General features: G+C 64.5%; 15 protein-coding genes and 1 pseudogene. 8 read left to right on the top strand and 8 right to left on the bottom strand.

The features are described 5' to 3' along the window. Nucleotides 1–217 (bottom strand): PRC-barrel domain-containing protein (locus M3I54_RS37390; RefSeq protein WP_254340399.1); only part of this gene is annotated, 217 nt, incomplete at its 3' end. A gap of 245 nt (nucleotides 218–462) precedes the next feature. Continuing rightward, the gene (locus M3I54_RS45500) at nucleotides 463–942 is read right to left on the bottom strand and encodes a response regulator (protein WP_375542280.1); all 480 of its coding nucleotides are present in this window, start codon (nucleotides 940–942) and stop codon (nucleotides 463–465) included. 900 nt (nucleotides 943–1,842) lie between these two features. Between M3I54_RS45500 and M3I54_RS45495 the strand changes: the two are divergent. From M3I54_RS45495 to M3I54_RS37360, 6 genes and pseudogenes are all read left to right on the top strand, one after another. After that, nucleotides 1,843–2,112, top strand: a pseudogene (locus tag M3I54_RS45495) (Rieske 2Fe-2S domain-containing protein); the annotation flags it as partial. Between the two features lie 33 nt (nucleotides 2,113–2,145). Next, on the top strand, nucleotides 2,146–3,405 hold the full coding sequence (locus M3I54_RS37380; RefSeq protein ID WP_254344812.1) for an NAD(P)/FAD-dependent oxidoreductase: 1,260 nt from the start codon (nucleotides 2,146–2,148) through the stop codon (nucleotides 3,403–3,405). Next, nucleotides 3,405–4,469 (top strand): acyl-CoA dehydrogenase family protein, encoded by a 1,065-nt coding sequence (locus M3I54_RS37375; protein WP_254344810.1) that lies wholly within the window; start codon nucleotides 3,405–3,407, stop codon nucleotides 4,467–4,469. Before M3I54_RS37380 ends, M3I54_RS37375 begins: the two co-directional genes overlap by 1 nt. 15 nt (nucleotides 4,470–4,484) lie before the next feature. Next, a complete protein-coding gene (locus tag M3I54_RS37370) occupies nucleotides 4,485–5,105 on the top strand; it encodes an SAM-dependent methyltransferase (protein WP_254344809.1) in 621 nt (206 codons plus the stop codon). A 9-nt stretch (nucleotides 5,106–5,114) separates the two neighbouring features. Then, the gene (locus tag M3I54_RS37365; RefSeq protein ID WP_254344806.1) at nucleotides 5,115–5,828 is read left to right on the top strand and encodes a cation diffusion facilitator family transporter; all 714 of its coding nucleotides are present in this window, start codon (nucleotides 5,115–5,117) and stop codon (nucleotides 5,826–5,828) included. A gap of 12 nt (nucleotides 5,829–5,840) precedes the next feature. Then, entirely contained in the window at nucleotides 5,841–6,035 is a 195-nt protein-coding gene (locus M3I54_RS37360; RefSeq protein WP_254344804.1) for a hypothetical protein, read from the top strand. A gap of 13 nt (nucleotides 6,036–6,048) precedes the next feature. Here M3I54_RS37360 and M3I54_RS37355 read toward each other — a convergent pair whose 3' ends face one another. After that, complete coding sequence (locus M3I54_RS37355) at nucleotides 6,049–6,771, bottom strand: PIG-L family deacetylase (RefSeq protein WP_254344802.1); 723 nt, start codon at nucleotides 6,769–6,771, stop codon at nucleotides 6,049–6,051. 88 nt (nucleotides 6,772–6,859) lie between these two features. Between M3I54_RS37355 and M3I54_RS37350 the strand changes: the two genes are divergently transcribed. After that, complete coding sequence (locus tag M3I54_RS37350) at nucleotides 6,860–7,150, top strand: hypothetical protein (protein ID WP_254344800.1); 291 nt, start codon at nucleotides 6,860–6,862, stop codon at nucleotides 7,148–7,150. On the opposite strand, the gene M3I54_RS37345 is transcribed toward M3I54_RS37350, so the two are convergent. From M3I54_RS37345 to M3I54_RS37335, 3 genes are all read right to left on the bottom strand, one after another. Further along, nucleotides 7,099–7,806, bottom strand: coding sequence for a glycosyltransferase family 2 protein (locus M3I54_RS37345; RefSeq protein WP_254344798.1), 708 nt, complete (start codon nucleotides 7,804–7,806; stop codon nucleotides 7,099–7,101). The two genes, M3I54_RS37350 and M3I54_RS37345, sit on opposite strands and share 52 nt — an antisense overlap. 269 nt (nucleotides 7,807–8,075) lie before the next feature. After that, nucleotides 8,076–8,237, bottom strand: a complete 162-nt coding sequence (locus M3I54_RS37340) for a DUF1328 family protein (RefSeq protein WP_254344797.1) — start codon at nucleotides 8,235–8,237, stop codon at nucleotides 8,076–8,078. Nucleotides 8,238–8,670: 433 nt separating this feature from the next. Then, nucleotides 8,671–9,582, bottom strand: coding sequence for a YihY/virulence factor BrkB family protein (locus M3I54_RS37335; protein WP_254344796.1), 912 nt, complete (start codon nucleotides 9,580–9,582; stop codon nucleotides 8,671–8,673). Nucleotides 9,583–10,651: 1,069 nt separating this feature from the next. Between M3I54_RS37335 and M3I54_RS37330 the strand changes: the two genes are divergently transcribed. Beyond that, nucleotides 10,652–11,524 carry a manganese catalase family protein gene (locus tag M3I54_RS37330; protein ID WP_254344795.1) on the top strand — a complete coding sequence of 291 codons (873 nt, stop codon included), beginning with the start codon at nucleotides 10,652–10,654 and terminating at the stop codon, nucleotides 11,522–11,524. A gap of 136 nt (nucleotides 11,525–11,660) precedes the next feature. Here the strand turns inward: M3I54_RS37330 and M3I54_RS37325 are convergent, their stop codons facing one another. After that, nucleotides 11,661–13,649, bottom strand: coding sequence for an AI-2E family transporter (locus M3I54_RS37325; protein ID WP_254344794.1), 1,989 nt, complete (start codon nucleotides 13,647–13,649; stop codon nucleotides 11,661–11,663). Nucleotides 13,650–13,916: 267 nt separating this feature from the next. Next, a complete protein-coding gene (locus tag M3I54_RS37320) occupies nucleotides 13,917–14,837 on the bottom strand; it encodes a hypothetical protein (protein WP_254344793.1) in 921 nt (306 codons plus the stop codon). Nucleotides 14,838–14,937: the final 100 nt, after the last annotated feature.

Raw genomic sequence — 14,937 nt, 5'->3', positions numbered from 1 at the left:
GAAATCCACCCTCCGCCAGAACCGCGTACGCGACGCGACCGCTACGCACGTCGAGCATGATGTCGGAAATCTTGCCGACATGTTCGCCATCTGCGGAAATCACCTTGTTGCCGTCGAGCGTGGCCGCGGCCATGATTTCGGGACCCGGACCTTCGCCAGTGCCCCCGCCGACGATTTGCGCGCCAGCGCCTCCTGATTGGGGATCAAGGATAGTCATGCTTGTGCTCCTTTCGGTTAAGAGTTGCGATGACTCCTAGCGCATGGCGCGTGCCACGCCGCAAGTCGCCATGCACTGATCTCGTCTCGTGGGCACTTCACGGCAGACATGAGAAATAGGCGACACTTCCAGCTCCTTAAAGTATCAGTCATCCTGATTAATACGCCATTTTCTTCTCGATCTCACACGAGGCAATCGGGAGCGGCGTTGGGTTCCGGTCACCTCACGTGGATGCCCGTGCGTTTTCAGGGCCAGCACGCCGATCTCACGGGACACCATCGTGAGGACGCAGGAGCCTCACATTGCAGTGCAGCGCGTATGGAAACCTTACTTGTCCCTAAGCGTGGCCCCACGGTGAGCCGTGCTGCGACATGTGCGTCAACTGCCTCGATGATCTCTTCAAGGCATACCGGTTTTCGAAAGAACTGGGACCAGCACCATTGGTGTTCGGCGGGCTCCGGCGCAGCCGAGAGCATCAGCACCGGCGTTAGGGCGAGACACGGACAGGCACGCACCATCCGGCACAACTGCACGCCGTCGACGTCTGGCATCTGATAGTCGGTGATGAGGCATTGGATGTTTTGACGACGCATTAGATCCATGGCAGCGCTGGCGCGCACAGTGATGTGCACACGGTGGCCGCTATTCTCAAGCGCCAACGCGAGGGGCAACGCATTTTCCGGTTCGTCGTCAACCAGCAGGACATTTGCCACAGCGCTCTCCATACCTATCTGGCAAGCTTCGACGCGAATGCGCGCCGCGGCGGCGGCGTGCCCGTTTCTCAGCTTTCGGTCCTTTCGGACAACGGTCGCCGCGTCAGAATACGTACGCCTCGTTTGTGCTTCCGCATTGTGCGTGCCGCGCGAGGAGCAGCAATATGCTGTGTCCGTCAACGCTCGCGGGCGTGACGCCGGCAAAGGGCTGGGAACGACTGTGAAACCGCTCATCATCCGCTCGACGAAGCAGAGTCGTCGGCGATGATGGACTGATCGAGGTCCGGCGCTGGAGCGCCGCATGCGACAGCGCATGGCTATTGGCAGGCGTCGCGCAGGGGCGTTCGAGAGCGGAGTGGGATATTAGCGGGAGTGACGCGTCGTTTCGAAGAGGAACCAGACACACTCCTCCGTCTGACCGATCCGGTTTTCGATAAGGCTCGCCGTCGCCACGTCTTCCTTTCGTCGCAAAGCTGATGGAGCTCGCGCATGAATTTCACAAGCGCCTCATTGTCGTGACGCAATTCGTCGAGCATCGCGTCCGGCGCAACAAACGCAGCATCGTTGTCGGAAAGGCGCTTGAGCGACGCGATCTGTCCGACCGAACGCAACGTCGTACCGGCGGGAGAGCGCCTTGCGAGCCTCCTCCGAAGGTCGGTTGGAGTGGTCAGGTTTCGTGCGCTCGCAGTATAAGTTTTCGGGTCCTTGTTCGCTATGGTGGTGTCTCCCTCCGTCGAGCAGGTAAGCCCGCAACCCAGCATCGTTTGTGCCTGGCGCGTGTATATGCGCTGAACGGGTGCGCAAGCTTTCGACCTCGTTCACGGCGACACTTCAAGGTGTAAAAAGTATCCGGCCGGGCAACCCGGCACGCCGATTGCGCTCCGGGGCACAACGACTGACCGGGAGCACGCGATGGCGGGGTGGATCAAGGCATTGCAGATCGAAGCGTTGCCAGCGCAAAGCATGCGTCGCGTAGAACTCGAAGGCGTCGCGGTGCTACTTGTGAACGCCGGAGCCGGGCCACGCGTGGATGTCCGCGCGTTCGCTGCCGATTGTCCGCATGCGGGCGCGCCACTCGAACAAGGCGCGCTGTGCGCGGGCCGTATCGTTTGTCCTTGGCACAAGGCGGCTTTCGCCGTCGATAGCGGCCAATGGCTGGAACCGCCTGCGCTCGAAGGACTGACAACGTACCCCGTGCGTATCGAGTCTGAGGCCGTGTTCGTCGATCTCGAACCGGACCGCGCTGCCGCGGCCAAAGCACTACACACCCGGCCCGGGGCGCAGCGCCGCATCGCGATCATCGGCGGCGGCGCGTCTGGCGCGGCAGCCGCCGCCACGCTCCTCAAGGGCGGTTTCAGCGGCGAGTTGACACTGTTCGCCGCCGAGCCGCGAGCGCCCTACGACCGCACCTGCCTGAGCAAATTCGTACCGGCCGGCGAGATGCCGCCCGGCGATGTCCCACCGATCCTGCCGCAAGCCGTCGCCCGGGACCCGCGTCTGCGGATTGAACAGGTCGAAGTGACACGCTTCGATGTGCCAACGAAACACATGACGCTCGCCGACGGCCGGCAAAGCGCGTTCGACGCCGTGCTGATCGCGACCGGCTCGGCTCCCCTGCGGCCTGACATTCCCGGCGCCGAACTGGGGCGCGTTTTCACGTTGCGCACGATCGGTGATGCCGGCGCGATCCTGGAGACGCTGTCCCCAGGCGACCCCGCCGTCATTCTGGGCGACAGCTTCATCGGTCTCGAAACGGCCTCGGCCTTGCGTAAGCGCGACGTGGAAGTGACCATCGTCGCGCCGAGCGGCGCGCCTCTGCAGCGGGCGCTCGGCGCGCGCGTCGGCGCCCTGATGCGCGAGTGGCACGAGGCCAACGGCGTGGTGTTCCGGCGTGCAAAGGCCGTGCGCTTCGAGGGAACGGCAAATGTCGAAAGCGTCGCGCTTGACGATGGACGGACGATACGCGCGAAAGCGGTGATCGCCGGCATCGGCGTGCGTCCCGCCACGCAGTTTCTGAGCGGTATCGAGCTTGACGATGACGGCGGCGTGTCGGTGGACGCGACAATGCGCGTGACACCCGATGTCTACGCCGTCGGCGACGTCGCGCGCTTTCCGCTCGATAGCGCGGCGGGCTCGTCGCAGAAGACCCGCATTGAACATTGGCGGGTGGCGCAGCAGCAGGCGCGTATCGCCGCTCTGAACATGCTCGGTGAGAATCCGCGCTACGAAGGCGTGCCTTTCTTCTGGACCCAGCACTATGGCAAACGCGTTGACTACCTGGGCCACGCCGAAAGCTGGGACGATCTTGTGATATCGGGGCGTCCCGGCGACGAGCGCTTCGGCATCCTCTATTCTCGGCTGGGCCGCCTGCAGGCGGCGCTGGCTTGCGGCTACGAGCGCGAGATGGCGTTACTCAGCGAACGGATGCGCGAGCGTTTGTCCACCGACGACGCACGCGCAATGCTGGGGCTGTGATGGAGCGCGTCCCGTCGCTCTCCCTCTGCACGCCAGACGGCAGCGAGCGCGGCGCGTCCGACTTTTCGGCGCTGCTGCAAGGCTGTGCGCTGCCACTCGAGGCGCAGTCGCTCGCCGGCGCCGCTCGGCAGCTCATTGCCGCGTGCCCCTCACTGCCACAGCCTGGCGCAGGCCGCACGCTCACGCGCTGGCAATTTCTCGCGTGGCTCGCTGGCCAGGATCTCTCACTTGTCAAGATTTATGAGGCCCACGCCGACGCGCTCGCCATTCACGCCGAACTCGCCATGCCGCGCGCGGTGGCGCCAGGCCGCGCGGATCCCGAGATTTGGGGCGTATGGGCCGCCCGTTCGCCGCGCTCCGAGTTGCGTTACACCTCGGAGCGCGGCAGGCAGGTACGCCTCTCGGGCGTCAAGCCGTGGTGCTCGGGCGCAGCATTCGTCACGCATGCGCTCGTGACGTGCGTCGATCGCGACGATCGCGACTGGCTCGCCGCACTGCCCATCGACCAGCCTGGCGTGACGGTCACGGCGCGGGGCTGGGAAGCGGTTGGCATGGCGGCGACGCAAAGCGTCGAGATCGACGTGCTCGATGCGCGCGCCACGCTCATTGGCCCAAGCGGCGCTTACCTGCGTCGGCCTGGCTTCTGGCACGGCGGCGCGGGCATCGCCGCGTGCTGGTATGGCGCGGCAGCGGCGCTGGCCGTGCGCCTGCGCGACGCGGCCCGCAGGCGCGACGACGCGCACCTGAATGCGCACCTGGGCGCGGCCGACGCTGCGTTGAGCGCCGCGCGCGCCTTGCTGCGCGAAGCGGCGCACACGCTCGACGCCACGCCACAGGCAAACGCCATGGCGCTCGCGCTGCGCGTGCGCGCCGCCGTGGAAAGCGCCGTGGACACCACGCTGCACGCTTGCGCCCGCGGCCTCGGGGCAGGCCCGCTGTGCCGCGACCGCTGGTTTGCCCGCATGGCGGCGGACCTTCCTGTGTTCGTGCGCCAGAGCCACGCCGAGCACGATCTTGCCGCGCTCGCGAAGCATGCCGCGGCGGACCTGGACTGGTCGCTCTGAGCCCGCGCCGACGCCATGGGACCCGCCCCGCTTTCACTCGCTGACTATTTCAACGGCCACTTCGCGCACGATGCCGACCCGTGGCGTTCCCGCACGAGCTGGTACGAGGCGCGCAAACGCGCACTCACGCTCGCATCGCTGCCGCGCGCGCGTTACCGCCGCGCCTTCGAACCAGGCTGCGCGGGCGGCGAGCTTTCCGCCGCGCTCGCACCGCGCTGCGACCGGATTCTATGCGCCGACTTCGCCCCGCGCGCGGTGGAGATCGCTCGCTCGCGTCTCGCGCCGTTCGCCCACGCGCATGTGGAGCGACGCGCCATGCCCGACGACTGGCCCACAGGACGCTTCGACCTGATCGTGGTTAGCGAGATCGCCTATTACCTCGGCGAAACAGGCTGCATGGCGTTGGCGACGCTCGCCACGACGGCGCTGGAGGAGGACGGCACGCTCCTTTGCTGCCACTGGAGGCATGGCGGGGAGGCGTGGATGATCGATAGCGCGCAGGTGCATGCTATCTTCGCGATCCATGCAAGGCGGGCTTCGCTGCGTTGCGTCGTGCATGCGCAAGACGCCGATTTTTTGCTCGACGTGTGGAGCGCGAATCCGCTCAGTGTGGCCCGCCGCGAGCGTGCGGGCTGAGCGCCGAAGATGCAGGCCACGATCCCCCGCGCCGTCTACTATGCCCTCGCCTCGAACGTCGTGATCGCGCTATGCAAGTTCGCAGCGGCCGCGTACACGAATTCAGGCGCGACGCTTGCCGAGGCGGTGCATTCCAGCGCGGATTGCCTGAACCAGGTGCTGCTGATCGTCGGGAGGCGCGCGGCGCACAGCGGCCCCGACGAGGAGCACCCGTTCGGCTTTGGCCGCGAAACGCACTTCTACGCCATGCTGGTCGCGCTGCAGTTCTTTATCGTCGGTGGGCTCGCTTCGATCGTGATTGGCGCGTGGCATCTCTGGCATCACAGTGGCCTCGACCATCCTGGCGTCGCGGTGGGCGTGCTGTTCATCTCCGCACTGCTTGAGGGCGCGGCCTTGCGCGCGTCGATCCGCTCGATTGACAGGAAGCGTCGTGCGGGTGGCCTTTGGCGCTGGTTCCGCGAGACCGGTGAACTGGAAACCATGCTCTCGATCGGCGAGGACGCCGCCGCGCTCGCGGGCGTGCTCGTCTCGATCGCCGGCACCGGGCTCGCCGCCTTCACGGGACGGGCGGGATTCGACGCGCTCGGCAGCATCGGCGTCGGCCTCGTGATGATGGCGACCGCGGTGCTCTCGCTGCGGGAGATCAAATCATTGATCGTGGGCGAGGCGGCGCGCCCAGGCGTGCGCAAGGCGGTGCGAACCTGGCTGGACGCGCGGCCCTAGGTTGGCCATATCGTGAGCCTCGTGGTGCTGCGCTGGTCTGACAGCCTGCTCGTCGCCGTCCAGGCGGAACTCGCCGAGCGCTGCGACGCCGAAGAACTCGTGCGCGTCATCGACCGTATCGAGAATGCGTTACAGGACGCTTTCCCGGCTGCGCGTTGGGTGTTCTTCGAGCCCGAACTGCGCGAGCACGGCGAGCATCCGCTTTGATCCGCGCACCGCTCTATGCCCGCGTCACGCACCAGTAGCGCTCGGGTTTCGCTAGATCGGCGGGAAAGCGTGTGCCGAATGCGCGCAGCTGGCTTGCGTATTCGAGGATGGCGTAGCGCCTGATCGCGAGCGCGCGTGCGCTGAGGCGGCTGGTGCGCCAGGCTTCGTCGAGTGGCGCAGCTTGCAGGCCTCCCGCTTCGAGTTCGGTCAGGCGCTTTGCGACCGCGCCGCGCGCCGTGCGATGAATTGCCTCCTCGTAGGCGATGCAGGACACCACCCGGCCCGTGCGCAGCAGGAGGGCCCAGGCCTCGCCCACGCGCACATGGTCCGGGTGGCGCACACCCAGCGGAACAACGAACGATGCGTCGCCCGTACGGACGCGCTCGTACTGCTTCACCATTTCATCGGCAAGCGCGGTGACATCGGGCAGCGGGCCATATTGGCCATCCAGAAACGGCAACCGAAGCGCGCGCGCACCGCAGCGCTCAAGTGCGCGGTCGTCTTCGCGCCCGCGCTCGCGCATTGCTTGCGTCGAATCGCCGAAGCCTGCGGAGCGATCCCACTCCGTACTCTGCGGATCGGCTGGTGAGCCCGCGAACACCGTGCAAACGCGCGCCCCCGGACACGCAGCAAGCAGCGCAGCGCAACCGAACACCGCATCGTCGAGATGGGGCGAGACGACGAAAAGCGGGCACGTGGTACGCGCCGTTTCGGGTTGGAGTCGATCTTTGTCCATCGTGGCGATCCCCGTAGCAATCAGCACTTCCTACTAGTGTCGTGGCGGCGAAACGCCACGTCCGCGCCGGCACGTCCGCATCCTCCGGGTGTCGCGGCAGACGGCGCTCACACGTACCACGCAAGCCTCGTTCCGCTCGGCGCAGGTGGGCCTCGACATCGGCGTGCTGTTCGTGCATGAGCACAGCGAGGCGGCGTACCCGCTCAGCGCGAAGGGCGTGCGCGAGATCTGCGTGGCGGGTGTGGCGGCTGTCGCCAATGCGGAGTACAACGCAACGGGCAAGCGCGTGCGCGAGTTGCCCATCACGCTTGAGAAGCTGCTCCAAGCTCAGTCGGGCGCAGCGACAGCGGGCGCTTCGCCGTCCTGCGCCTCGTCCTGACTCTCGTCCCGCGCCCATGCGGCGAGCGTATCGCCAAAACCACCGCGCACGCGCGCGTCGAGACGCGCGCTCGTGACGACGCGCGGCGCGGCGCTCCATGCGACGACCGCGCCCGTTGCGCGCAGCATTTCGACGAGGGCGACGTCTTCGCCGCAAGCGAGCGTCGAAAAGCCGCCCGCGCGCCGGTATGCGCACGCGCACACGCCGAGGTTCGCGCCATGCACATGGCGATGGCCGTCGGCGTCGTGGTAGCACGCTCGCCAGGCGTCGAGCGTGCGTGCTGGGTGGCGGCTCCAGTCGTCCACCGCCACCGGCCCGCATACCGCATCGGCCTTAAGGACCTGTTGCGCGTAAAGCCAGTCCGGCGCCACCCGGCTATCCGCGTCCGAGAACGCGAGCCAGCGCGCTCCCTGTTCCAGCATCCGGCTCGCGCCAGCCGCACGTGCGGCGCCCACATTGCAGGCATCGATGGCCAGCGTTTCCACACCGGCGCCCCGTGCGACCGTTGCTGAGCCGTCGGTGCAGGCGTCGAGCACCACAAGCACGTGCACGTGCTCGCCCAGAAGCGCTGGATGTCGTGCCGCAGTCAGGGCCGCTCGCAGACACGGTGCTAACAGGCATTCTTCGTTGTGGGCAGGTATCACGATGCCGATCATGGGGATCCTCGGGCCGTTATAGGGTGCACCTGGGTTGCGCATGCACCTGACTCGGCCCGCGAAAGAGCCGCATGCGAGCGCGAGCGCAACTCCAGTACCCGTCAAAGTCTCGCTGCTGGCACGCGACCTGCGCTTTGGCATGGACCGTGCCTCGCGCGAGGACTTTCGTCACAGCGAATCCGCACGGAGGAACGGAGACCATGATCGCCCCCATTGGCCATCACGCCCGCTGCATGATTCGTGGGGGGCCTGCGATCGCCAACGGCCGTTCATCGCCGCCTGTAGCCGTATAGCAAACTGACGATGAACAGCACAAGGAAGATCACGAAAAGGATCTTCGCAATGCTCGCCGCGCCCGCGGCGATGCCCGCGAAACCAAAAAAGGCGGCGACTATCGCTATCACCAGGAAAACGACCGCATAGTAAAGCATGGTAAATCTCCTCAATTTTGCGCTGTCTCCCATTACGCAAACGATCCGGGGAGAGACGGAAGAGTGTCCGCGCTGCGAGGTACCAGCAACCCGCGTGCCTTGCATCCGCGTGCCTCGGCGGCCCTGAAAAAGAAGGGGCAAGCGCCTCGATGAGCGCGCGCAACCGCTCGAGCGAGAACGGTTCGCGGGGAACACGCACTCGAAGTCCAGGGCGTCTGGACGCAAGGGCTTGATGCTCGACGCCCGTTGCCCGATGCCCTGCGGCATGTCGCAATGAAAACATGCTGGCGCTTGCGCACGCCTCAAAACAGAAAAGGAGCCCGATTTTCGACAGCGCCTACAGCGCCGTGGCTTCCCGGATTTCGTTGCGGGTACGCGACGAGTTGCATGAAAATCAGTTTGGACTGCCTCGGATCGCGGCGCCTCCCTTTGTTCATCCGGTCACGAGCGGCCGCGGCTCGGGGTCGCCGTTGGGCGTATCCAGGCACTCGTACTCCGCGATCAACTGCGCGCCGAACAGCATCAGCGTAGCCAGCGCTTCGAGGCTGAAAAGCACAACGATCGCAGTTGTCAGTGAGCCATAGACGACGCTTACCTGGGATAGCGTCGCAAAATACCAGACCAGTGCGCGCCGCGTTATCTCCCATAGCACCCCGGCAGCGATAGCGCCGACTAGCGCGTGACGTAAGGTCGTCCGGCCGCCCGGTACAACCAGGTAAATCGCGGTCAGCACGAGAATTTCGCCTGCAAAACCGCATAAATACAGTACAACACGAGTCGGTACCGTCAACGACAACGAATGGCCAAATAGTACGACGTTCTCGCTCGCCACTGCGTGCAGGCCACTGGACACAAGCGTCACCACCAGCACGCCGATACCGAGAGACAGGCTGAACAGATAAGGCAGGATCGCCGAAAGCAGAAAGTGTCTGCGCCGGATCGCGACCCGATGCACGAAGATGATTGACAGCGCATTCTCAAGCACCGTAAATGCGAGCGAACTGAAAAAAATCATCGTGACGACAAGAAACCAGCCAATCACAGCGCGATGCGCTAGAAAATTTGCCAGCTCGTCCACGATCGCGTCGGATTGTCCGGGAATCAGCCACCTGAGCAGATGCGCGAGAGTATCGAGCAGCAACTGCTCGCCGACGACGTGGCTGAACGCAATAGCGACAAGTATCAGGAGCGGCACAATCGACAGCAACGCGTAGTACGCGATCGCACCCGCGAGCAGAAAGCCCTGGTTGCTGCGAAACGCCTTGCAAGCCAGAATCAGAAACCGGACCGGGTGCGCCGAAACGAAGCGAAACGCGCGCCCACGCGGATTGTGGGAGTTGCTCAAATGGCACCCTTGTCTTTGCGCACGCGGCCAGCGCCCGCGGCGGACCGCCTGACGGCGTGCGCGCGTGATGACTGGCATGAGAGCAAAGGACGGACCCGATTCCCGAACCGGTGCCCGGGAGCCAAGAGAAAAAAGTGACGATTGTCACGAGTGTCGGGGTAATCTCTTCCCAAACAGGCGCCTTCGGCGCTTTGGGCACGCGCTATGCGGGACACGGGGATCTTCATCCACAGCGCCGAAGCATTCGTGTTTTCACGCGGGTCGCCAGACTCGGGGGCGAAGCGGCATCTAGGTGCCCCCACTCTGCGTCGCCATCGCCGTCACGCTCCCAAGTCTTTCACGCACGCGGAAGCGGCCCCGCGTATTGAGCAATTCGATTGCGAATCCACTCCACATGAATTCGTGTCGTCGCTGATCCGCGACAGATGGATCAATGCGCAGCCGAATCGCGTCGAAGCCAACTCCGTGAACGCTTTTCGCCCCGTCGATCACTCGCACCCGAGCGCGTTCGGATTTTCGATTTATGTGGTGTTGGGATAGGCGCCCGACGATCCCTTATTCGAGCGCGGTGCTGGCGCAAAGGTTGTGTCGCCCTACGGGGTGGTTGTAATGGCAACCAACTCAAGGCATGGTTCGAGACGCTAAAAGCGGGAGGCAACGGTTTCGATGCGACATTCAAGGTGATGTGACCGGTTTTGCATTCCTCCGGTTCAGACCGGTTTCCAATCCGGACGCCGTACCGGCGAACTGCGCTTTGCTCTCCAGCCCATCCCAACGCGCGATGGTGCAACAGCTCCGCAACCACTCACCAATTCTCCGCCCCCGGAAGTCCCCCGTCGTTGTTGGGTACAGCGCGTGCTGAAAGCTCATCGGCACGTGATGCCTTGCGCGGCGATCCTGCGGTGCAACTGCCAGAGCATTCGCTCTGAGAGCCAGGCGCCCGATTGCGGGTGCGACGCGACCATCCGGTCGCGGCGCTGTCTGGTTGATCCACCGGCGGCAGCATTCTGATGCCCGAATAATTTCATCGGGCGGCCGGATAGCGCGCGCCGGTCACCGGAGAAACGCAATGTTTATCCACAACAAACGTCTGCAGTACACCGTTCGCGTCGCGGCGCCCAATCCGGGGCTCGCCAACCTGCTGCTCGAGCAGTTCGGTGGCCCTCAGGGAGAACTCGGTGCCGCGTGCCGGTACTTCACCCAGGCCGTCGGCGAGGATGATCCCGGACGGAAGGATCTGCTCTTCGATATTGCGACCGAGGAGCTGAGTCATCTGGAAATTGTCGGCTCGATTGTCGCCATGCTTAACAAGAGCGCGAAGGGGCAACTGGCGGAGGCAGTGGAAGCGGAGGCTGAGCTCTACCGCTCGATGACAGGCGGCGGAAACGATTCGCACACCACGGCGCTCCTGTACGGTGGAGGCCCGGCGCTGACTAATTCGGCGGGGGTGCCATGGTGCGCCTCCTATGTCGACACGATTGGCGACCCGACCGCTGACCTGCGCTCGAACATCGCCGCCGAGGCACGCGCGAAAATCGTCTACGAGCGACTGATCAACGTCACTGACGATCCCGGCATCAAGGAAACACTGGGCTTTCTGATGACGCGGGAGATCGCCCATCAGAAATCGTTCGAAAAGGCGCTGCATTCGATCCAGCCGAATTTCCCGCAAGGCAAGCTGCCCGGCGTACCCGAATTCACGAGCGTGTATTACAACATGTCACAGGGCGACGACGCGCCTCGCGGGCCGTGGAACGAGGGACCGGGATGGGACTACGTCGAGTCACCCGGGCCGGCGGTTGACGGCGGCGATGGCCTGGCGACGGTGAATGTTTCGAAGAATGACGTCAAGACCCTGCAGGCCCTGGCTTCACGCACGGCCTCGGACACGTCGTCCGATCCCGTTACAGGCGCGGACCTCGGTACGGGGCAGCCGACCTAGTGCGATTCGCACAATGCGATCCCCGAGCTAGCCCCAGGCGCGCGGTGGCCGGCAACCGGCCACGTGTGTCCGCGTAGCCGGGGGTCGCCCCGGCGCAATTGCGCCCTTCCCGCCTGTGTGACGAACAGGTCGCCGTTCAGATCGCATCCGGAGACAGGCTCTCTGGCGAGAACGGAGACGGAGGCATGTCGACGCCGTCCGACCTCCCTGTTGTCTCGGCCATTTCCGCTGCCCGTTCCCGCCGGATCAGGGCGATGACCTGACTGAAGGACGACGCGGCAATCGCCGCCGTGCCGCGATGCTCCTCGGTATCCTGCGACGTCTCTGACAGGAAGCCAAGAATCAGCGTCGCGGCTGGCGCGTGCTTCTGAAGTCGTCGCAGCAGAATACGGAGATAGACGTTCGACTGTCCCGCATCGAGTGAGGTGACGCAGATCGTCGTCACTGCCGACAGGTTTTCCCCGGAAAATTTCTTGCGGGAAAACTGTGCATAACTGGCGGCCTGCGCCTGAATTCCCTCCCTGGAGAGAACCTGAACGGTGGCTGCCGCAACCAGTTCATCAAGTCCTCCCCGACCTGCGATGCAGAGCACGGGGCCGCCGTAAGCCGTCGCGTCGGAATCGGCTATGGCAGCGGCGAGCCCCGCTCCTTCCGGAGCCGACGTCAAACCCGGAGACGGCCTGTCACCACCGGCGGCTTCAGATATGTCCCTGACCGGTTCATCGATATCCTCAAATCCATCGATGATATCGAGCAGCGCTTCCCGGATCCTGGCGAGTTGGTCGGGCAGGATAACGCCCCGCATCATGTCGTTGTGCGCGAGTTGCAAACCTTCGAGCATGACGGTGTCGTAGTACTCGACCAGGGTCATGTCCTTCAGCAGTGTTTCGGCCTGCCGCAACGCCTCTTCAGGATCATCTGCCAGAATGCGCTGGTAGAAATTGGCCGACGGCGAGAGGGGCGGCCGATCACCCAGCAGGACTTCAAGAAACTCCAGTTTGTCGACATGACGTCCAAGGATGACCAGGCACAGCGTGAGCGGTGTTGAAAGGATCAACCCGACAGGCCCCCAGATCCAGCTCCAGAAGATGGCCGCCACAATCACGGCGACGGGCGAAAGACCCGTGCTGTGACCATACAGCAGCGGCTCGATCACCTGGGCTGTGATGAGATCAGTTGCACCGAAGAGGCCAATCGTCCAAAGCAGCATGGTCCAGTCAGGGCCTGTGGCCGCCAGCACAAGGGCGAGCACTGCGCCGATCCATGTGCCCACGTAAGGTACGAACCGGAAGAGTGCCGTGAGCACACCGAACAGGATCGCACCCGGGACACCGATGATGGCGAGGCCGGTGGAGATGACGATTCCCACTCCGACGTTCACACCGAATTGCGTCAGGAAATAGCGGCTTAAGCGGTGAGCGGCTTCGTCCATAGCGGTCGTCGCACGATGCAGATCGCGCGAGCCGAAGAGGCGGATGAGCCGGTCGCGCAGGTCTTCGCGCTGCAGGAGGATGAAGATCGCCACCACAAGCACGATGCCGGCGGTCTCGAGCGGGCTGACGACCGGCGCAAGAAACCGCCTCGCAAGGGCGAACGACGACGCGGGTGGCTCCTGGACGGCCACCGGCATCGGCGCCCGGTCCTGCTGTTTCGCCGGGCCCGACACGATGGCACTCGCGGCACTGGCGCGGCCAGCACCACTGGCACCACTGGCACCAGTGGCGGCATCGGGCGGGGGAGCCAGCCGTTTCATGAGGTTCGACCCACTTCCCAGAAGACCGTCAACCCGCCCGACCGTCGCCTGCTGGACGCGCTGGGCTTTTTGCTCGAGGGCGGCCTGATATTGCGGCAACCCGGCCCCAAGCTGCGCAACCTGCGCGCCGATGAGCGTGCCTAAACCGCCCATGACCGCGAGTGCCAGCACGACGGCGATGACAACCGACGGGACCTGTCCCAGACGGAGCCGCTCCAGCAGTTCCACCATCGGCGCGACGAGAAAACTGAGCAGCACAGCGAGGGTGACGGGCATCAGCACCTCGCGACCAAGATCGAGTGCGCAAATGACCACCACGGCGGTGATGAGGGAGGTCAGCTGTCTGAGATTGGGCGCTTCTGCAGGGGCCACTCTTGTTGCGGGCCATTTCGACCGGTTCGGGACCATCGCACCCTCCCGTACGTGCTGCGAAGATATGCTGTCTGGGGCAACGCGGCTCCGCGACCGGACCGGACGTCGGGATACGAGGCGCCCCTGGCATCCTTCCGGGCGAAGGGAGGGCGCTTCGTAGCCGTACAGCTAGTGGGCGAACAGCGCGATCAGGATGATGATTGGAATCGGTACACCAAGCATGAACAGAAGGATTGAACGCATGATTGCCTCCGGAAAATGTGAGATTCAGAGATCGCGCTGCCGTCCGCCAAAAGTGGCTGACAGGCTTGCCGAGAAAGCGCCCATGAGCAGAGAGACGAAAAGCCAGAGTGAAGCGTATATGGCTGCCTTGCGGGCCTTGTCGGCCGCATCTCTTGCAGCGATTTTGAGGTCCGCCCGTTTTTGCTGAAGCTGCGAGTAGGCCGTGCTGACACGCGACTGTGCGGCGGCCTCAGACAACCCTGTCCGCCGGGCAACCAGCCGGGCGGCATAGTGCGCATCATTGGCGGACAACGGGTTACCCGACGGCAGACCGTTCAGGAATATGCGGACAACCTCTTCCTGGTCCGCCGCCGTGCCGGGCGGTGCGACACCCGGTGTCGCGCTCGAAGCGTCAGGTTGACGGAACAGGCCGTCGACCAGATAGCCCATTGGCCATGTGTTGGCGGCGGCGGACGCATTACCCCGGTCGCTCAATGTCGCCAGCGTGCCTCCCGACGCGCCTGCTGATGCAACCTGTGCGGCGGTGTGGATAAGCCCGGAGATCGCCGAGGTCAGCAGCAAGGCGGTGACCAGAGTCGACAATGCCCAGCTCAGAAAACCGTGCGCGGTGTCCCGGAAATACGTCTCGTCCACATGAACTGCGACCCAGCGTTTTCTCAGCCGTCCGGCCAGATAGCCACCCAGGCCCGAAGCGAGGATCTGGGTCACACAGATCCAGACAATCGCAGCAAAGCCGAACCGCGAGGCGCTTTCACCGGGTGGGGCCCACGGTGAAATGGACGCGAGGCCGAGCCCTGTTCCAAGCGTCAGGAGGATCAGCGAGAACGCCGCGGCACCTACGCCACCAGCGAAAATCGCGCTCCACGATACCGCACTGCCAGACTTTTCCACCGTCGTCGGATCTGCAATGATCGCGGTGCGCCGGGTGTCTCCAATCTCGTCCACGTGGACCTCCTTGCCTCTGTTTGTAGTCGCTTATAAATGGATACCGTTACAAGCGACAAGCGCACGCATTCGCTGTGCCTGGAGCCTGGAGTCATCGCAT

The organism is Paraburkholderia sp. CNPSo 3274 (assembly GCF_024206475.1).
Lineage (GTDB): Bacteria > Pseudomonadota > Gammaproteobacteria > Burkholderiales > Burkholderiaceae > Paraburkholderia.
This window is presented reverse-complemented; position numbering and strand designations above follow the sequence as displayed.